We start from the raw sequence: 18,187 nt of genomic DNA, 5'->3' as shown, positions 1-18,187 counted from the left end.
ATACGAATGGGAATAAAACGCATTTGCGCTATAAAATAATCAGCGTGCGATAAATCAGGCCAGTTAATACTGGCCCATAAATTAATAATAATGAGGCGTTGTTGGCGAAATGGCGACGCCCTGACACTGCCAGGAGAGTGTGATTTTGGTATTCATGCACAACGATCCGGCATAAACGCTACAGGTACTTACGGGTTGACCGAAAGACCGGGCGCTGGCGTAGCCTAATTGTTGACATGCACGCGTGGCGGTACCCTGGGCGATATAGTCATCGGTATGGGCGTTTTGTAACATCGCCTGATCGTAACTCAACCGCACTACGCCGGTCGTCGTGCTGACATCACTCACCTGCGCCTGTCTGTTGATCGTACATCCCGTCAGGAGTATCAGTGAGAGGGCAATAAAAAGAGTCTTCATAGTATCGCTCTGAATGTTCGGTGATACGCTATCCTAATTCACGCATCGGCGTTTCAATGGCCTGAATAACTTATAAATCAGCAACGACTAATCCACACGACGGGAGAGACGGTTTGCGGTCAGTGGATGAAAATGTGAAACCGCTCCTTATTTTTAAAACCATTTTTCACAAAATTTGAAAGTATGTTTGCTAAGTAGTACTGTGCGGTATCGTGATTGACTCAAGGCGGGACTTCCCGCATCGCATTCAGGAGAAGACAGAATGAAAATTGCACTGATGATGGAAAACAGCCAGGCAGGCAAAAACGCCATCATTCACCGTGAACTTAAAGCGGTTGCGGATGAAAAGGGCTTTCCGGTATTCAACGTCGGGATGAGCGACGAGAATGACCACCATCTGACCTACATCCATCTTGGCATCATGGCCAGCATTCTGCTGAATTCGAAAGCGGTTGATTTCGTCGTGACCGGTTGCGGTACGGGTCAGGGGGCGCTGATGTCGCTGAATATTCATCCGGGCGTGGTGTGCGGCTACTGCATCGATCCGGCGGATGCGTTCCTGTTTGCGCAAATTAACAACGGTAACGCATTGTCTCTGCCGTTTGCGAAGGGCTTTGGCTGGGGAGCGGAACTGAACGTGCGCTTTATCTTTGAAAAAGCCTTTACGGGCCGGAACGGTGAAGGTTACCCGCCAGAGCGTAAAGAACCACAGGTACGTAACGCCGGGATCCTCAATCAGGTCAAAGCGGCGGTCGTGAAAGACAACTATCTTGATACGCTGCGCGCGATCGATCCGGAGCTGGTGAAGACAGCGGTTTCCGGTCAACGTTTCCAGCAATGCTTCTTTGAAAATGGTCAGAATAAAGAGATTGAAGCGTTTGTTCGCGAAATCCTCGGCTGATTATTGCTGAAAAGCCGGATGGCGCAATGCGCTTCCGGCTTCACACATCACTGCCTTGCAGACACCGCGCTCCCCGCATTCTTCGTCAACCGTAATGTATCCACCATGCCAATCAGGCAAATAAGCGCGATGGACACAAATGCCAGACGGAAGCTGATGCCAGGAATTGCGCTCATCCCCAGCCATTCACTCACATTCGCGCCAATACGAATACCGATTGCACCCAGCGAAATCCCCAGTCCAACGGCCAGTTGTGTGGCGGTGCTGAACAAGGTATTGGCATAGCTCATCTGGGCGGAAGGAACGTCTGAAAAAGCCAGCGTGCTGATGCCGGTAAACTGAATCGAGCGGAACACGCCGCCAAGATACAGCACCAGCAAAATAAGCCAGACGGGAGTGGTCGGAGTGATCAGCGCGCAGGCGAGCAGGGCCAGCACATTGAGCGCCCCGTTAATCAGCAGTAGCTTTTTAAAGCCGAGCCAGCGGATGAGCGGCGTGGTGGCGGGCTTAATGGTCAGATTGCCGACAAATACCGCCAGTACCAGCGAACCGGCCTGAAAGGCATTCATGCCAAATCCCACCTGAAACATGAGCGGCAGAAGAAAAGGCACGGCGCTGATAGAAGCCCGGAACAGCGAGCCTCCGTACATGGTGACGCGAAACGTTGGGACCTGCATGGCGTCGAGGCGAATCATTGGATAGCTGGCCCGCTTGAAATGGCGCAGAGAAAAGGCAAATGTCCCCACGCCAAGCGCCAGCAAGGCTATCGTCAATCCGCCTTCGGGATGTTGCGCGCCCAGCAACTCCATCGCATAGACCAGGCTGACCATCGCAATAGCGGTGGTGATAAAACCAGGAAGATCGAAGGGACGGCGATCGTCATCGCGGATATTGGGAATAAATCGCAGCGCCAGTGCGATCGCCAGCAGGCCCAGGGGCACGTTAATAAAGAAGATCCAGCGCCAGTTGGCATAGCTGGTGATAAAACCGCCGAGCGGTGGGCCAATGATGGGGGCAACCAGTGCAGGCCAGGTTAAGGTGGCAATAGCCGTAATCAATTGATGCTTTGGCGTGGTGCGCAATACCGCTAAGCGACCAACCGGAACCATCAGTGCGCCACCCACGCCCTGCAGGATACGCATTGCCAGGAAGCCCTCCAGCGTCGTGGAAAGACCGCACAGTACTGACGCGAGGGTGAAAATGGCGAGGGCGAGCGTAAAGATTTTGCGTGCGCCAAAACGATCGGCTATCCAGCCGCTGGCCGGGATGAGAACCGCCAGGGTAATCAGATAGGCGCTGATACCAATGTTTAAATCAACCGCCGGAACACCGAAACTTTGGCCATATCGGGCAGGGCGGTCGCGATCACCGTACCGTCAATAAACTCCATAAAAAATGCCCCTGCGACGAGCAGGGCGGCAGGGGAGATACCTCGCTTGCTTTCTATGATCCGATCTTCGTGCATGTTGTACTTGCCATTCAAAAAAAATTATAAAATTTTACCGGAATTGATAGTTACGTAGATGCTTGATTTACCAGCTAAACAGACATAAATGCAAAGGATATGTAAATTTAAAATAGTGATGCCCATCACAAAATGGTTGATTTTTGTGATGGCGGTCATATTATGTGCGCATAGACAATAACACCTGCATAACAAGATATCTGGAGTCATGCCATGAAACTGAAACTGCGCAAAATCCTGAAAAGCATGTTTGAAAATTATTGCAAAACTTTCAAAGACGTACCGCCAGGCGCTATGTTCTGATGAAAAAACCTGCTTCGGCAGGTTTTTTTATGCCTGTCATTTGCGCTGGCAGGTCTGGCTATCGTTTTAGCGTCTGAATCGGTACTATGACGGCCTTTCAACACTATCAGGAACGCCTACTATGTCCCAACCGCTGAATGCCGATCAGGAACTGGTCTCTGACGTTGTCGCCTGTCAGCTCGTCATCAAACAAATACTCGATGTTCTCGACGTGATTGCGCCCGTCGAAGTTCGTGAAAAAATGACCAGCCAGCTGAAAAATATTGATTTTTCAACGCATCCCGCTGCTGCCGATCCCGTCACGTTACGCGCTATCCAGAAAGCGATCGCGCTGATTGAACTGAAATTCACGCCGCAGGGCGAAGCTCACTAAAATAAACCGTTGTTTTAGATTTTAGAAATACTTTTTGCGATACCTCCCCAAAGAGGGAGGCATCGGACTGAAAGGACTTTGCGAACGGGCCTGCTGGGGTGTGAAATGCAGGCCAATGACGGGGTCAATTAATGCTGTTGATAATTGACCACGTTAAGTACGTGCTGATCGGTTTGTGCCGGGCAGAGGCCTGCGCGTTTGGCGCTACGCACTTCATCAAGAATTGTTTGCAACAACAGCCCATCTTGCTGCTGTTCTTTTTCCAGATCGTGGAGAAAATCGAGGGTTGGAGCATCATTCAGGGCTTCAGCTTCGTCAGTTAGCTGCGAAAGCGTGCTGGCGCGCTGTTCATAATCATCCATCGTTTTCTGAAACAGTTCTTCCAGCGAATGTAAATCCTCACCCGGTACGTCGATGGCCTTCACGACCGGATTCGCCCCGGCATTTTTCATGAAGTTAAATACGCGCATCATGTGGGTGACGTTACTCTGAGCCTGAGTACGTAAGAAAGTCGCAGTACCCATCAGACGGTGTTCAGAACACCACTCACTCAGATGGAGGTAGAGATTGGAAGCATAAAACTCAAGATTCATTTGATTGTTGAGTTTGTGAACCATTCCAACTGCAGCCATATCAATATCCTTATTTCCTGATAGAAGGGATGTGCAAAGCCAATATGCACAACTTACTGTTAGCAGAATAAATCCATTCTGCCGGTCCATTATGTGATCGAAGAGTCAATTTCGTTGCGAATCGAAAATAAGCATACCCTCATAAAGGGAATAAGAAAATCCTTAAGTGGTATTGTTTATGTTTTTTTACATATTACTGAAGGTAATACATCAAGTAGCAGTTGGTAAACATAATGTGAAATTATATATCTGATTGATTTTAAATGGCGGGTAATGATTTGTTGATTTTGAAATAGTGTTTCAAGTCACAAAACAGAATGATTTCACATGGTAATATAAGAATATTGATAATTTCGACCGTCCCTGCCGCGATAATAATCCTGAGAAACCGTTTTGGCTGAAATAACTCCGGATTATCTCGTGCGGAAAATCAGGGCAGCGACATCATATTTAATTATAACCGAATGATTAACTCGTCATTTTCGGTGTTATCAGTATGTAATAAATGAGGAACGGTGAATGAAAAGAGTGGCAGTCTTGCTGGCATCGGGTTTCGAAGAAGCGGAAGCGATCGTCACCATTGATATCTTGCGTCGTCTGAATATCGACGTTGACACACTGGCCTGTGCGGAATCTCGCGCCGTGGTGAGCTACCACGATGTTCCAATGGTGACCGATTACACCCTGGCGGGGAAGCGGGAGCGTTTGTATGACGCGGTGGTGCTGCCGGGTGGACCACAGGGGAGCGTGAACCTTGCGGCGAATCCGCTGGTTGTCGAGTTTATCTCGCGCCATGATGCCGCCGGGAAATTAATTTGTCCCATTTGCTCAGCGGCCGCACGCGTATTAGGCGGCAACGGCTTACTGAAGGGGCGTCGTTACGTCTGTTCAGGCGATCTCTATGAAACGGTGGCCGACGGGATCTATGTCGATGCCCCTGTTGTGGAAGATGGTCATCTCCTGAGCGGTAAAGGATTAGGCCATATTTTTGATTTTGCCCTGACGCTTTCAGCCCGTTTATTAGGCGATGACAAACCGGTTCGCGATCACGCCGAGCATATCTATTATCCGTGGTAATCCGTTTGTTCCCGAATGCAGAGGTATTCGGGAACAAGGATTTGTGAGCTGACCTTATGGATTAATGTGCTACCCCACTTTTCATTTGTCTGACAATTACCCCCTTTCTTATGTCATTTTCCGCTGAATTTATGTACGCAATTACTGTAATTCTGCGGTGTGATGCCGCTCTCCTATGGAGAATCAATTTCCCGCTACAACTATTCCAGAACTGGCACTTATCACGAGTCTATTTGGTAATGCCTTGTTTTTCGTCTGAATTACACAAAGTCGTTGAATATTACCCTACATAAAATGACGCTAAAGCTGGAGTTAACCATGCACAAATTCACTAAAGCCCTGGCAGCCATCGGTCTGGCCGCCGTTATGTCACAATCCGCTATGGCAGAATCGATGAAGCTGGGTTTTCTGGTGAAACAACCGGAAGAGCCCTGGTTCCAGACAGAGTGGAAATTTGCCGATAAAGCCGGGAAAGATCTGGGTTTTGAAGTCATTAAAATTGCAGTGCCGGACGGCGAGAAGACCCTGAATGCGATTGATAGCCTGGCGGCAAGTGGGGCGAAGGGGTTTGTTATTTGTACCCCGGACCCAAAACTGGGCTCCGCCATTGTTGCTAAAGCGCGCGGCTATGACATGAAAGTGATCGCCGTGGACGATCAGTTCGTTAACGCCAAAGGCAAACCGATGGATACGGTCCCGCTGGTGATGATGGCAGCGACCAAAATCGGCGAACGTCAGGGCCAGGAACTGTATAAAGAGATGCAGAAACGTGGTTGGGACGTTAAAGAGAGCGCGGTGATGGCGATTACGGCCAACGAACTGGATACCGCTCGTCGTCGTACTTCCGGTTCGATGGAAGCGCTGAAAGCCGCGGGCTTCCCGGAAAAACAGATCTACCAGGTTCCAACCAAATCTAACGATATCCCAGGCGCATTTGATGCCGCCAACTCCATGCTGGTGCAGCACCCTGAAGTGAAGCACTGGCTGATTGTCGGTATGAACGATAACACCGTGCTGGGCGGCGTGCGCGCCACCGAAGGCCAGGGCTTTAAAGCGGCGGACGTGATAGGCGTGGGTATCAACGGCGTGGACGCAGTGAGCGAACTGTCAAAAGCGCAGGCGACCGGTTTCTTCGGCTCACTGCTGCCAAGCCCGGACGTTCACGGTTATAAATCCAGTGAAATGCTCTACAACTGGGTAACCAAGGGCGCTGAGCCACCTGCATTCACCGAAGTGACTGACGTGGTGCTGATCACCCGCGACAACTTTAAAGAAGAGCTGGCGAAAAAAGGGTTAGGCGGCAAGTAATACGACAGCAAGTGAAAGGCCGGGTGGCATCGTTCATGCTGCCATCCGGCAACCGGTTAGAACGATACTGACTCACGGAGACGTTATGCAACAGTCTACCCCGTATCTCTCATTTCGCGGCATTGGTAAAACCTTCCCTGGCGTCAAAGCGCTTACGGATATCAGTTTTGACTGTTACTCCGGTCAGGTGCATGCGCTGATGGGTGAAAATGGCGCCGGGAAATCAACACTCTTAAAAATTCTCAGCGGTAACTATGCGCCAACCACGGGCTCTTTGGCGATTCGCGAGCAGGAAATGAGCTTCGCGGACACCACTGCCGCGCTGAATGCCGGCGTTGCCATTATTTACCAGGAATTGCATCTCGTGCCGGAGATGACCGTTGCCGAGAATATCTATCTCGGTCAGCTTCCGCACAAAGGCGGCATTGTGAACCGCACTCTGCTCAACTATGAAGCGGGTCTGCAACTTAAACATCTGGGGATGGATATCGACCCCGCAACCCCTCTGAAGTATCTCTCAATCGGTCAGTGGCAAATGGTGGAAATCGCCAAAGCGCTGGCGCGTAACGCCAAGATCATCGCCTTCGACGAACCAACCAGCTCGCTCTCCGCAAGGGAGATAGAGAACCTGTTCCGGGTGATCCGCGAGCTGCGTAAAGAAGGGCGGGTCATTTTGTATGTTTCGCACCGCATGGAGGAAATCTTCGCCCTCAGTGATGCGATTACCGTGTTTAAAGATGGCCGCTACGTGAAAACCTTTACCGATATGCAGCAGGTCAACCACGATGCGCTGGTGCAGGCGATGGTAGGGCGCGATCTGGGCGATATTTACGGCTGGCAGTCACGTCCCTATGGCGCAGAACGCCTGCGTCTGCATGAGGTAAAAGCGCAGGGCGTACGTACGCCCATTAGCCTCACGGTACGCAGCGGCGAAATTGTCGGGCTGTTTGGGCTGGTGGGGGCGGGTCGCAGTGAGTTGATGAAAGGCCTGTTTGGCGGTACCCGCATCAGCGAAGGGCAGGTGTATATCGACGAAAAACCGATTGATATACGCAAGCCGGCAAATGCCATCGCGGCAGGAATGATGCTGTGTCCGGAAGACCGAAAAGCGGAGGGGATCATCCCGGTACATTCGGTTCGCGACAACATCAACATCAGCGCCCGGCGTAAGCATGTGCTGGGCGGATGCGTGATCAACAACGGATGGGAGGAGACCAATGCCGACCATCACATTCGATCGCTGAATATCAAAACCCCCGGTGCCGAACAGCTAATCATGAACCTCTCCGGCGGCAACCAGCAGAAGGCTATTCTTGGTCGCTGGCTATCGGAAGAGATGAAGGTGATTTTGCTCGACGAACCGACGCGTGGGATTGACGTTGGCGCGAAGCACGAAATTTATAACGTTATTTATGCCCTGGCCGCGCGCGGCGTTGCCGTGCTGTTCGCCTCCAGTGACCTGCCGGAAGTCCTCGGCGTGGCTGACCGCATTGTGGTGATGCGGGAAGGCGAGATCGCCGGGGAATTACTTCACGAACAGGCGGATGAGCGCCAGGCGCTGAGCCTCGCTATGCCTAAAGTCAGCCAGGCTGTCGCCTGAGAAAGGAGAGAATGATGTCTTCCGTAACTACTTCCGGATCGGGCGCGCCAAAGTCGCCGTCACCTTTTAGCCTTGGACGTATCTGGGACCAGTACGGCATGCTGGTGGTGTTTGCCGTCCTGTTCCTGGCCTGCGCCATTTTTGTGCCAAACTTCGCGACATTCATCAATATGAAAGGGCTGGGGCTGGCGATCTCCATGTCGGGCATGGTGGCCTGCGGCATGTTGTTTTGCCTGGCGTCAGGGGATTTCGACCTGTCCGTGGCGTCGGTGATTGCCTGCGCCGGGGTGACCACGGCGGTGGTCATCAATATGACCGAAAGCCTGTGGATCGGCGTGGGGGCGGGCCTGCTGCTGGGGGTGCTGTGCGGACTCGTCAACGGCTTCGTGATTGCACAACTGAAGATCAACGCCCTGATCACCACGCTGGCAACGATGCAAATCGTCCGCGGCCTGGCGTATATCATTTCCGACGGTAAAGCGGTGGGGATTGAAGACGAGCGCTTCTTTACTCTCGGTTACGCCAACTGGTTCGGCTTACCGGCCCCGATCTGGCTCACGGTGGGCTGCCTGATCATCTTTGGCTTGCTGTTAAACAAAACCACCTTCGGGCGCAACACGCTGGCAATTGGGGGCAACGAAGAAGCGGCGCGTCTGGCTGGGGTTCCGGTGGTGCGCACGAAGATCATTATTTTCGTGCTCTCCGGTCTGGTCTCTGCGGCAGCCGGGATTATCCTCGCTTCGCGTATGACAAGCGGACAGCCGATGACCTCCATTGGCTATGAGCTGATTGTCATCTCTGCCTGTGTGTTAGGCGGCGTTTCCCTGAAGGGTGGCATCGGAAAAATCTCATATGTGGTGGCGGGCGTCCTGATCCTGGGTACCGTTGAGAATGCGATGAACCTGTTGAACATTTCGCCTTTCGCTCAGTACGTCGTGCGCGGTCTGATCCTGCTGGCAGCGGTGATCTTCGACCGTTACAAACAAAAAGCGAAACGTACAATCTGATAAAAAACGTCCAACTTTTTAGTCTAGTTCCTCTCCTTTGCCAGCCGCTACCCCGGCTGGCAATTGTCTTTCCAAATGGCGAGCATTGTCACACTGTCTATACTTATCGTTGCTTATGAGGCGCGATCCGCGCGTCTCAGACATGACAATAAGGAGGAGTACCGGGTGGCAGAACCGTTAACCGTAACCCCTGAACAGTCCGCGCACTATGCTTATTTTTTTGATCTCGATGGAACCCTTGCAGAGCTCAAGCCGCATCCAGACCAAGTGGTGATTCCTCCCACGATCCTTCAGATGCTCCATCATCTTGCAGAATGCAACGCAGGGGCTCTGGCATTGATTTCAGGGCGCTCAATGGTTGAACTTGATGCGTTGGCTAACCCATGGCGCTTTCCACTGGCAGGCGTGCATGGGGCTGAACGCCGTGACATCAATGGGAAAATGCATATCGTACATCTCCCTTCGGCAATCGAACGCGATATCAGCGTGCAGTTACATACGGCGCTGAGGCATCTGCCAGGAACGGAGATTGAGACCAAAGGAATGGCGTTTGCGCTGCATTACCGACAGGCACCCGAGCATGAGGCCGCGCTACAGGCGCTGGCGCTGCGTATCACGCAAACCTGGCCGCAGCTTGCGCTTCAGCAAGGGAAGTGTGTTGTCGAAATTAAACCGAAAGGCACCAACAAAGGTGAAGCCATAGCCGCGTTTATGCAGGAAGCACCGTTTGCCGGGCGGGTCCCTGTTTTCCTGGGGGACGATCTGACCGATGAGACGGGGTTTCGTGTGGTGAACAAGGCGGGTGGTATTTCAGTGAAGGTTGGAGAGGGGGAGACGCAGGCACAATGGCGATTAGCCGGGGTGCCAGATGTCTGGCGCTGGCTGGAGTCTGTTTACGCTGCACAACAAGAAAAAAACACGAATGACAGGAGAGATGGCAATGAGTCGTTTAGTCGTAGTATCTAATCGAATAGCGCCTCCGGATAACAAAACCAGTGCGGGCGGTCTCGCCGTTGGGATACTGGGGGCGTTGAAAGCGGCAGGGGGGCTTTGGTTCGGTTGGAGTGGCGAACTGGGTAACGAGGATGAGCCATTAAAAAAGATCGCCCGGGGCAACATCACCTGGGCGTCGTTTAACCTGAGCGAAAAGGATCACGAAGAGTATTACAACCAGTTCTCTAATGCGGTGTTATGGCCGGCCTTTCACTACCGGCTAGACCTGGTAAACTTTCAGCGTACTGCCTGGGAAGGCTACCAGCGTGTGAATGCGCAACTGGCAGACAAACTCCTGCCGCTGCTGAAAGACGATGATATCCTCTGGATCCATGATTATCACCTGCTACCGTTTGCCAGCGAACTGCGCAAGCGTGGTGTAAACAATCGGGTCGGTTTCTTCCTGCATATTCCCTTTCCCACGCCGGAGATTTTTAATGCGCTGCCGTCGTCAGAGATCCTCCTTGAGCAGATGTGCGATTTTGATTTGCTGGGTTTTCAAACTGAAAACGACCGGCAGGCTTTCCTCGACAGCCTCTCCAGCCTGACAAGAGTCAGTTCCTGCGATACGCAGAACCACACGGCATGGGGGAAACACTTTCACACTGCGGTCTATCCTATCGGTATTGAACCGAAGGAGATTGCCCGCCAGGCGTCGGGACCATTACCACCCAAACTGGCTCAGTTAAAGGCCGAGTTAAAGAACCTGAAGAATATTTTTTCCGTTGAGCGACTCGATTACTCAAAAGGGCTTCCGGAGCGTTTTCAGGCCTATGAGGCGCTGCTGGAGAAATTCCCTCAGCATCATGGAAAAATCCGTTATACGCAGATTGCACCCACTTCACGTGGCGATGTGCAGGCATACCAGGACATCCGTCATCAGCTAGAGACGGAAGCCGGACGCATTAACGGCAAATATGGGCAATTAGGCTGGACGCCGCTGTTTTATCTTAACCAGCATTTTGAACGTAAACTGTTGATGAAAGTGTTCCGTGCGTCGGATGTAGGACTGGTCACGCCCCTGCGCGACGGTATGAATCTGGTAGCGAAGGAGTTCGTTGCCGCCCAGGATCCCGCCAACCCAGGCGTTCTGGTGCTGTCGCAGTTCGCTGGCGCGGCGAATGAGCTGACCTCCGCGCTGCTCGTCAATCCTTACGATCGCGATGAAGTGGCGGCAGCGCTGGATCGCGCACTCACTATGCCGCTGGCCGAGCGTATTTCACGTCATGCTGAGATGCTGGAAGTGATTGTGAAAAACGACATCAATCACTGGCAGGAGCATTTTATCAGCGATCTAAAGACGATCATCCCTCGCAGTGCTGAAACTCTTCAGTCACGCAAAGTCGCGACCTTCCCTAAGCTGGCCTGAATGACGTTTTAAGATTAATCACCTTCAAGCGGGACCAGCAGGACGTCCACCAGGCTTGAGCTCACCACACTTTTCGCCGAGCAGGACGCTCGCGAAAAGAAGCTATGGTTATGGTTGCCGCAGATGACCAGATCCACATCGTGCTTGCGGCACACGTCCAGAATATGTTCGCTTAACTCGCCGTAGGTAATGAAGGTCTGTTCTATCGGGTAACCAGCATCTTTCCCCAATTTTTCAAGAAAATCATTTGTTTCTTCATGCATCACCGCGCGTAAATCTTCCAGCATGGGGGCGGCAAATTGGTTGTATAACTCAGGGTCAGAGGCGAGGGTGATAAGGCTTATCCGGGCGTTGACGGGACGGGCAATGGAGACGGCTTTTGCCAGGAGTTGTTGGCTTTCCGGGGTCACAGCCACGGCAACAAGAATGTGGGTGTAGCTCATAACTCGCTCCTTATTGCAAGAATATGAGGTGGTTCTTCAGCATTACTCCGATTCGCTTACAACTGCAATGCTTCAATATGACAATAATGTGAAGACTATCATAATTATTCATTAATATTCCTTATAAGTGGATCTAAGGAATAACCAAAAGTGTTAACCAAATCGATTGACTTAAATTAAATCACGGGCTCAATCAATATTCGGTTTAACCAATTCACATTAGTGATTAATCGCAATGCAATCATAAGTACAGTATGTTGATTAAAAAATAGTAACAGTTAACGTGTTGTTTGGAAAGGATAAAAAATATTTTTCGTTCGGGTTGAGATAAATTCACCTGAATTATTTCCGTTAAGTGACTTTCACTGCCGTGATGTAATATCTTCTACCGCGTCAGACGCCCGATTTAATACTCGTGAGAATAAAAAGGAGTTTCACTGGTTAATTTACCAGCAAAATAAAAGCTCAACTGATGGATTTATGTTAACGATTAAGTTAATTTATGTGATGTGCATCACATATTTTCCAAATTCGCAGCGTGGCTTTGTTGTATGTCTCGGGTGTCACGAGTACAGTTGCGTCGAATTAGGAAAAATCTTAGGCATTTGTAAGAAATCATGTGCTCGCGTTACAACCTGGCAAGGGGCCAGCGTGACGCGTGTGTTCATGTTTTAGCGCCTGAGTAAAAGGTATGTGTTTGACCTATTTGCTTTTTTTACCGGGAATTCCCGGCGACATCACGGGGTGCGGTTTTACCGCATAAAAATAAAAGTTGGTTATTCTGGATGGGAATAATGCATACATCCGAGTTGCTGAAACACATTTATGACATCAACTTGTCATATTTACTCCTTGCACAGCGTCTAATCGTTCAGGACAAAGCGTCCGCTATGTTTCGTCTCGGGATCAATGAGGAAATGGCGGTCTCACTGGGGGCGCTGACCCTTCCACAAATGGTAAAACTGGCAGAAACGAATCAGCTTGTGTGTCATTTCCGTTTCGACAGTCATCAAACCATTACTCGTCTGACTCAGGATTCCAGAGTGGACGATCTCCAGCAAATTCATACCGGTATCATGCTGTCCACTCGTCTGTTAAGTGATGTCAATCAGGCCGATGAAACCGCGCGTAAGAAAAGGGCCTGATGATGAGTGAAAAAAGCATTGTTCAGGAAGCTCGTGATATCCAGTTAGCGATGGAATTGATCACACTGGGTGCCCGTTTGCAAATGCTGGAAAGCGAAACGCAGTTAAGTCGCGGTCGCCTCATCAAGCTCTACAAAGAACTTCGTGGCAGTCCGCCGCCGAAAGGTATGCTGCCGTTTTCCACTGACTGGTTTATGACCTGGGAGCAAAATATTCATGCTTCCATGTTCTGTAATGCCTGGCAGTTCTTGCTAAAAACGGGTCTGTGCAGTGGCGTTGATGCCGTGATTAAGGCGTATCGGCTGTACCTCGAGCAGTGTCCGCAGGGTGAACAGGGACCACTGCTGGCGTTGACTCGTGCGTGGACGCTGGTGCGTTTTGTCGAAAGTGGACTGCTTCAGTTATCGAGCTGCAACTGCTGTGGCGGTAATTTCATTACCCATGCTCACCAACCTGCGGGTAGTTTTGCCTGCAGTTTATGCCAGCCGCCTTCCCGTGCGGTAAAAAGACGTAAACTTTCCCAGGATGCTGCCGATATTATTCCACAACTGCTGGATGAACAGATCGAACAGGCTGTTTAACCGATACGGTGTGGTCGGAACACTCCAGCAGCGGTAAGCAATTACCGCTGCTTTTTTTTGCCTCGCCGACGTGTTAACGCCCCGACTGTACGTCCTGTCATAGTCAACAGCGGAAGGATGATGTCGTGCTTATCTTATTAGGTTACCTGGTGGTTATTGGTACAGTTTTCGGTGGTTACATGATGACCGGCGGAAACCTGGGGGCACTCTATCAACCGGCTGAATTTGTCATCATCGGTGGCGCGGGAATAGGGGCATTTATCGTGGGCAACAACGGTAAAGCCATCAAGGGGACGCTGAAAGCGTTGCCGTTACTGTTTCGCCGTTCGAAATACACCAAAGCGATGTATATGGATCTGCTGGCGCTGCTCTATCGCCTGATGGCCAAGTCTCGCCAGCAGGGAATGTTCTCGCTTGAGCGCGATATCGAGAACCCAAAAGAGAGTGAGATTTTTGCCAGCTACCCGCGTATCCTGGCCGATTCGGTGATGCTGGAGTTCATCGTCGATTACCTGCGCCTGATCATCAGCGGCAACATGAATACCTTCGAAATTGAAGCGCTGATGGACGAAGAGATTGAAACGCATGAAAGCGAATCGGAAGTGCCGGCCAACAGCCTGGCCCTGATGGGGGATTCACTGCCGGCGTTTGGTATCGTTGCCGCGGTAATGGGTGTGGTACATGCGCTTGCGTCAGCGGACCGACCTGCCGCAGAGCTCGGTTCACTGATTGCCCACGCGATGGTGGGGACATTCCTCGGCATTCTGCTGGCCTACGGTTTTATTTCGCCGCTCGCCAGCGTCCTGCGCCAGAAGAGTGCGGAAACCAGCAAAATGATGCAGTGCGTGAAGATCACATTACTGTCGAATCTGAACGGTTACGCCCCGCCGATCGCCGTCGAGTTTGGACGTAAAACACTGTATTCCAGCGAACGTCCGTCGTTCATTGAACTGGAAGAGCATGTTCGCGCAGTGAAAAATCCGAATCCGCAACAGACGACGACTGAGGGCGCATGAAGAATCGGTCTCATCCTATCGTCGTCGTTAAACGGCGCAAACATAAGGGACATGGCGGCGGCGCACACGGATCGTGGAAGATTGCTTACGCTGACTTTATGACCGCCATGATGGCCTTTTTTCTGGTGATGTGGCTCATTTCTATCTCCAGCCCTAAAGAACTGATTCAGATTGCCGAATATTTCCGTACCCCGCTGGCAACGGCGGTGACGGGAGGGAATCGAATTTCCAACAGCCAGAGTCCGATTCCCGGCGGTGGCGACGACTTCACTCAGCAACAGGGTGAAGTGAACAAGCAGCCGAACATTGATGAACTGAAAAAACGTATGGAACAAAATCGCCTGAGCAAGCTGCGCGGCGACCTCGATCAGCTCATCGAATCGGATCCTAAACTGCGGGCGTTGCGTCCTCACCTTAAGATTGACCTGGTGCAGGAAGGGCTGCGTATTCAGATTATCGACAGCCAGAATCGCCCGATGTTTAAGACCGGCAGCGCCGAGGTTGAGCCGTACATGCGTGACATCCTGCGGGCGATCGCGCCAGTGCTGAATGGTATTCCAAACCGTATCAGCTTGTCCGGGCATACCGACGATTTCCCTTACGCGAGCGGTGAAAAGGGCTACAGCAACTGGGAACTTTCTGCCGATCGCGCCAATGCGTCGCGGCGCGAACTGGTGCAGGGCGGTCTGGATGACGGAAAAGTATTACGGGTGGTCGGCATGGCCGCCACGATGCGCATGAGCGATCGCGGTCCGGATGATGCCATCAATCGCCGAATCAGTCTGTTGGTGCTGAACAAACAGTCCGAGCAGGCCATTTTGCATGAAAACGCTGAAAGCCAGAACGAGCCGGTAAGTGTATTACAACAGCCTGAGGCCAGTCCGCAGGTAAGCGTTCCCACATCGCCACCAGCCAATCCGAGGTGATAGCGTGAGCATGGATATAAGCGATTTTTATCAGACTTTTTTTGATGAAGCTGACGAGTTGTTGGCTGACATGGAGCAACATCTGCTCGATCTGGTGCCCGAGGCGCCGGATTCCGAGCAACTGAATGCCATATTTCGTGCAGCGCACTCCATCAAAGGGGGAGCCGGCACTTTCGGCTTTACCATTTTGCAGGAAACCACCCATCTGATGGAGAACCTGCTGGATGAAGCGCGTCGCGGTGAGATGCAGCTCAATACCGCCATTATCAACCTGTTTTTGGAAACGAAAGATATTATGCAGGAACAGCTCGATGCCTATAAAAGTTCGGAAGAACCGGACGCCGCCAGCTTCGAATACATCTGCACGGCATTACGCCAGTTAGCGCTGGAAGCGAAAGGTGAAACCGCGCCGGCGGTGGTGGCAAATGCCCGACTGAGCGTGGTCGACAACACGACGCCTGAAGAGGCTGTTGCAGCCCAGGAAGAGAAGTTGCGCATTGTTCTCTCGCGCCTGAAGGCCAATGAAGTGGCGCTGCTGGAAGAAGAACTGGGCAATCTGACCACCTTATCTGATGTGGTCAAAGGCGCAGACAGCCTTGCGGCAACGCTTGACGGCGACATTGCAGAAGACGACGTTATCGCCGTGCTGTGCTTTGTGATTGAAGCCGATCAGATTGCCTTTGAGAAAGTGGTAACCGCGACGGCACCTGTGGTGCAGGCGGAAGTGGCTGACCCGGTTGCCGTCGAACAATCTGTCGTCGCGGTTCCTGCGGTGAGCGCGGTTGCGGGTGAAGCGCAAACCGGACGCGCAGAGCGGGAAAAACCGGCGCGCGCGAGTGAATCCACCAGCATTCGTGTGGCGGTGGAGAAGGTCGATCAGCTTATCAACCTGGTCGGTGAACTGGTGATCACCCAGTCAATGCTGGCTCAGCGTTCGAATGAACTCGACCCGGTGAATCACGGCGATCTCATCACCAGCATGGGTCAGTTACAACGTAACGCCCGCGATCTGCAGGAATCGGTGATGTCGATTCGCATGATGCCGATGGAGTACGTGTTCAGTCGTTTCCCGCGTCTGGTACGCGATCTGGCGGGCAAACTCGGCAAGCAGGTTGAACTGACGCTGGTCGGCAGCTCGACAGAACTCGACAAGAGCCTGATTGAACGCATCATCGATCCGTTAACTCACCTGGTGCGTAACAGCCTCGACCACGGTATCGAACTGCCGGAAAAACGCATGGAATCCGGTAAGAATGTGGTGGGTAATCTGATCCTGTCGGCGGAGCATCAGGGCGGTAATATCTGCATCGAAGTGACCGATGACGGGGCCGGACTGAACCGTGAACGCATTCTGGCGAAGGCCATTTCCCAGGGGATGGCGGTCAATGAAAACATGACCGATGACGAAGTGGGAATGCTGATTTTTGCGCCTGGCTTCTCGACCGCCGAGCAGGTTACCGACGTTTCCGGACGCGGCGTGGGCATGGACGTGGTGAAACGTAACATCCAGGAGATGGGCGGCCATGTTGAAATCCAGTCGAAACAGGGAACCGGCACCACCATCCGCATTTTGCTGCCGCTGACGCTGGCTATCCTCGACGGTATGTCCGTCCGCGTGGCCGACGAAGTCTTTATTCTGCCGCTGAATGCGGTGATGGAATCCCTGCAGCCGCGTGACGATGATCTGCACCCGTTAGCCGGAGGCGAGCGCGTGCTGGAAGTGCGCGGCGAATATTTGCCGCTGGTTGAGTTGTGGAAAGTCTTCGAAGTGGAAGGGGCAAAAACCGAGGCCACCCAGGGCATCGTGGTGATCCTGCAAAGCGGCGGTCGCCGTTACGCGCTGCTGGTGGATCAGTTGATTGGTCAGCACCAGGTGGTGGTAAAAAACCTGGAGAGCAATTATCGCAAAGTGCCGGGTATCTCAGCCGCCACGATTCTGGGCGATGGCAGCGTCGCGCTGATTGTGGATGTCTCCGCCCTGCAGGGTTTAAATCGCGAACAACGTATGGCGATCACCGCCGCCTGATTGAGTGAGAAAGGGTAAAATATGACCGGTATGACAAATGTAAGCAAACTGGCCGGCGAGCCGTCAGGTCAGGAATTCCTGGTGTTTACGCTGGGAGATGAAGAATACGGCATCGACATCCTGAAAGTGCAGGAGATCCGTGGTTACGATCAGGTCACGCGCATTGCCAACACGCCTTCCTTTATCAAAGGGGTAACGAACCTGCGCGGCGTGATTGTGCCGATTGTCGATTTGCGCGTGAAGTTCTGCCAGGGCGATGTCGACTATAACGATAACACCGTGGTGATTGTGCTTAATCTGGGACAGCGCGTGGTGGGGATCGTGGTGGATGGCGTGTCTGATGTGCTGTCACTGACCGCGGAGCAAATCCGCCCGGCACCGGAATTTGCCGTGACCCTGTCGACGGAATATCTGACCGGACTTGGCGCGCTGGGCGACCGGATGCTGATCCTGGTGAACATTGAGAAACTGTTGAACAGTGACGAAATGGCGCTGTTGGATATGGCCGCTTCTCACGTTGCATAAACTGACCGCCGGATGGCGCTATGCTTATCCGGCCGACAGTTTGAATGTGTTGTAGGCCGGATAAGGTGTTTACACCGCCA

Annotated in this window: 18 protein-coding genes and 1 pseudogene; 15 read left to right on the top strand and 4 right to left on the bottom strand. The window is 52.1% G+C overall.

Annotation, left to right across the window (positions count from 1 at the left end):
* Positions 1-81: 81 nt before the first annotated feature.
* Positions 82-417: a YecR-like family lipoprotein gene (locus ACERJC_RS09010; RefSeq protein ID WP_152404017.1), complete on the bottom strand. Its 336-nt coding sequence runs from the start codon at positions 415-417 to the stop codon at positions 82-84.
* Between the two features lie 262 nt (positions 418-679).
* On the opposite strand from ACERJC_RS09010, the gene ACERJC_RS09005 reads away from it, so the two are divergent.
* Positions 680-1,318 (top strand): RpiB/LacA/LacB family sugar-phosphate isomerase, encoded by a 639-nt coding sequence (locus ACERJC_RS09005; protein ID WP_152404019.1) that lies wholly within the window; start codon positions 680-682, stop codon positions 1,316-1,318.
* 47 nt (positions 1,319-1,365) lie between these two features.
* Here ACERJC_RS09005 and ACERJC_RS09000 read toward each other — a convergent pair.
* Positions 1,366-2,783 (bottom strand): annotated as a pseudogene (locus tag ACERJC_RS09000) (MFS transporter).
* Between the two features lie 219 nt (positions 2,784-3,002).
* Here ACERJC_RS09000 and azuC point away from each other — a divergent pair.
* Together azuC and ACERJC_RS08990 are read left to right on the top strand one after the other, a co-directional pair.
* Positions 3,003-3,086, top strand: coding sequence for a stress response protein AzuC (gene azuC / locus ACERJC_RS08995; protein WP_014229869.1), 84 nt, complete (start codon positions 3,003-3,005; stop codon positions 3,084-3,086).
* A gap of 121 nt (positions 3,087-3,207) precedes the next feature.
* A complete protein-coding gene (locus ACERJC_RS08990; protein ID WP_042318348.1) occupies positions 3,208-3,459 on the top strand; it encodes a DUF2766 family protein in 252 nt (83 codons plus the stop codon).
* A gap of 128 nt (positions 3,460-3,587) precedes the next feature.
* Here ACERJC_RS08990 and ACERJC_RS08985 read toward each other — a convergent pair whose 3' ends face one another.
* A complete protein-coding gene (locus ACERJC_RS08985) occupies positions 3,588-4,091 on the bottom strand; it encodes a non-heme ferritin-like protein (protein WP_046481222.1) in 504 nt (167 codons plus the stop codon).
* Positions 4,092-4,610: 519 nt separating this feature from the next.
* Between ACERJC_RS08985 and ACERJC_RS08980 the strand changes: the two genes are divergently transcribed.
* The 6 genes from ACERJC_RS08980 (at position 4,611) to otsA (ending at position 11,445) form a co-directional block, all read left to right on the top strand.
* On the top strand, positions 4,611-5,168 hold the full coding sequence (locus tag ACERJC_RS08980) for a DJ-1/PfpI family protein (RefSeq protein ID WP_373671488.1): 558 nt from the start codon (positions 4,611-4,613) through the stop codon (positions 5,166-5,168).
* 318 nt (positions 5,169-5,486) lie between these two features.
* Positions 5,487-6,476, top strand: a complete 990-nt coding sequence (araF, locus tag ACERJC_RS08975; protein ID WP_046481220.1) for an arabinose ABC transporter substrate-binding protein AraF — start codon at positions 5,487-5,489, stop codon at positions 6,474-6,476.
* 85 nt (positions 6,477-6,561) lie between these two features.
* Positions 6,562-8,076, top strand: coding sequence for an arabinose ABC transporter ATP-binding protein AraG (araG, locus tag ACERJC_RS08970; protein WP_373671487.1), 1,515 nt, complete (start codon positions 6,562-6,564; stop codon positions 8,074-8,076).
* Between the two features lie 14 nt (positions 8,077-8,090).
* Entirely contained in the window at positions 8,091-9,083 is a 993-nt protein-coding gene (araH, locus tag ACERJC_RS08965; protein WP_152406306.1) for an arabinose ABC transporter permease AraH, read from the top strand.
* Between the two features lie 165 nt (positions 9,084-9,248).
* The gene (gene otsB / locus ACERJC_RS08960) at positions 9,249-10,049 is read left to right on the top strand and encodes a trehalose-phosphatase (RefSeq protein ID WP_152404033.1); all 801 of its coding nucleotides are present in this window, start codon (positions 9,249-9,251) and stop codon (positions 10,047-10,049) included.
* Positions 10,024-11,445: an alpha,alpha-trehalose-phosphate synthase gene (otsA, locus tag ACERJC_RS08955; protein WP_373671486.1), complete on the top strand. Its 1,422-nt coding sequence runs from the start codon at positions 10,024-10,026 to the stop codon at positions 11,443-11,445. Before otsB ends, otsA begins: the two co-directional genes overlap by 26 nt.
* A gap of 14 nt (positions 11,446-11,459) precedes the next feature.
* On the opposite strand, the gene uspC is transcribed toward otsA, so the two are convergent.
* A complete protein-coding gene (gene uspC, locus ACERJC_RS08950; protein WP_152404038.1) occupies positions 11,460-11,888 on the bottom strand; it encodes a universal stress protein UspC in 429 nt (142 codons plus the stop codon).
* 794 nt (positions 11,889-12,682) lie between these two features.
* Between uspC and flhD the strand changes: the two genes are divergently transcribed.
* The 6 genes from flhD (at position 12,683) to cheW (ending at position 18,107) form a co-directional block, all read left to right on the top strand.
* Positions 12,683-13,033, top strand: a complete 351-nt coding sequence (gene flhD / locus ACERJC_RS08945) for a flagellar transcriptional regulator FlhD (RefSeq protein ID WP_042318359.1) — start codon at positions 12,683-12,685, stop codon at positions 13,031-13,033.
* Between the two features lie 2 nt (positions 13,034-13,035).
* Entirely contained in the window at positions 13,036-13,614 is a 579-nt protein-coding gene (flhC, locus tag ACERJC_RS08940; protein ID WP_046497981.1) for a flagellar transcriptional regulator FlhC, read from the top strand.
* Between the two features lie 125 nt (positions 13,615-13,739).
* Entirely contained in the window at positions 13,740-14,630 is an 891-nt protein-coding gene (gene motA, locus ACERJC_RS08935; RefSeq protein ID WP_178824575.1) for a flagellar motor stator protein MotA, read from the top strand.
* Complete coding sequence (motB, locus tag ACERJC_RS08930; RefSeq protein WP_152404042.1) at positions 14,627-15,556, top strand: flagellar motor protein MotB; 930 nt, start codon at positions 14,627-14,629, stop codon at positions 15,554-15,556. The genes motA and motB overlap by 4 nt, the downstream gene beginning before the upstream one ends.
* A 4-nt stretch (positions 15,557-15,560) precedes the next feature.
* Complete coding sequence (gene cheA / locus ACERJC_RS08925) at positions 15,561-17,582, top strand: chemotaxis protein CheA (protein ID WP_373671485.1); 2,022 nt, start codon at positions 15,561-15,563, stop codon at positions 17,580-17,582.
* A 21-nt stretch (positions 17,583-17,603) separates the two neighbouring features.
* Entirely contained in the window at positions 17,604-18,107 is a 504-nt protein-coding gene (gene cheW, locus ACERJC_RS08920; protein WP_152404047.1) for a chemotaxis protein CheW, read from the top strand.
* Positions 18,108-18,187: the final 80 nt, after the last annotated feature.

Origin of the sequence: Citrobacter telavivensis, from assembly GCF_041807075.1 — a bacterium.
GTDB lineage: Bacteria > Pseudomonadota > Gammaproteobacteria > Enterobacterales > Enterobacteriaceae > Citrobacter_A > Citrobacter_A telavivensis.
Note: the sequence above shows the minus strand (reverse complement) of the source record. Positions and strands in the feature narration are given on the sequence as shown.

Excerpts from the sequence above, each read along its gene's own strand:
- ACERJC_RS09010 (WP_152404017.1), bottom strand. The coding sequence starts at position 417 with ATGAAGACTCTTTTTATTGCCCTCTCACTGATACTCCTGACGGGATGT.
- ACERJC_RS09005 (WP_152404019.1), top strand. The coding sequence starts at position 680 with ATGAAAATTGCACTGATGATGGAAAACAGCCAGGCAGGCAAAAACGCC.
- ACERJC_RS08990 (WP_042318348.1), top strand. The coding sequence starts at position 3,208 with ATGTCCCAACCGCTGAATGCCGATCAGGAACTGGTCTCTGACGTTGTC.
- ACERJC_RS08985 (WP_046481222.1), bottom strand. The coding sequence starts at position 4,091 with ATGGCTGCAGTTGGAATGGTTCACAAACTCAACAATCAAATGAATCTT.
- ACERJC_RS08980 (WP_373671488.1), top strand. The coding sequence starts at position 4,611 with ATGAAAAGAGTGGCAGTCTTGCTGGCATCGGGTTTCGAAGAAGCGGAA.
- araF (WP_046481220.1), top strand. The coding sequence starts at position 5,487 with ATGCACAAATTCACTAAAGCCCTGGCAGCCATCGGTCTGGCCGCCGTT.
- araG (WP_373671487.1), top strand. The coding sequence starts at position 6,562 with ATGCAACAGTCTACCCCGTATCTCTCATTTCGCGGCATTGGTAAAACC.
- araH (WP_152406306.1), top strand. The coding sequence starts at position 8,091 with ATGTCTTCCGTAACTACTTCCGGATCGGGCGCGCCAAAGTCGCCGTCA.
- otsA (WP_373671486.1), top strand. The coding sequence starts at position 10,024 with ATGAGTCGTTTAGTCGTAGTATCTAATCGAATAGCGCCTCCGGATAAC.
- uspC (WP_152404038.1), bottom strand. The coding sequence starts at position 11,888 with ATGAGCTACACCCACATTCTTGTTGCCGTGGCTGTGACCCCGGAAAGC.
- flhD (WP_042318359.1), top strand. The coding sequence starts at position 12,683 with ATGCATACATCCGAGTTGCTGAAACACATTTATGACATCAACTTGTCA.
- flhC (WP_046497981.1), top strand. The coding sequence starts at position 13,036 with ATGAGTGAAAAAAGCATTGTTCAGGAAGCTCGTGATATCCAGTTAGCG.
- motB (WP_152404042.1), top strand. The coding sequence starts at position 14,627 with ATGAAGAATCGGTCTCATCCTATCGTCGTCGTTAAACGGCGCAAACAT.
- cheW (WP_152404047.1), top strand. The coding sequence starts at position 17,604 with ATGACCGGTATGACAAATGTAAGCAAACTGGCCGGCGAGCCGTCAGGT.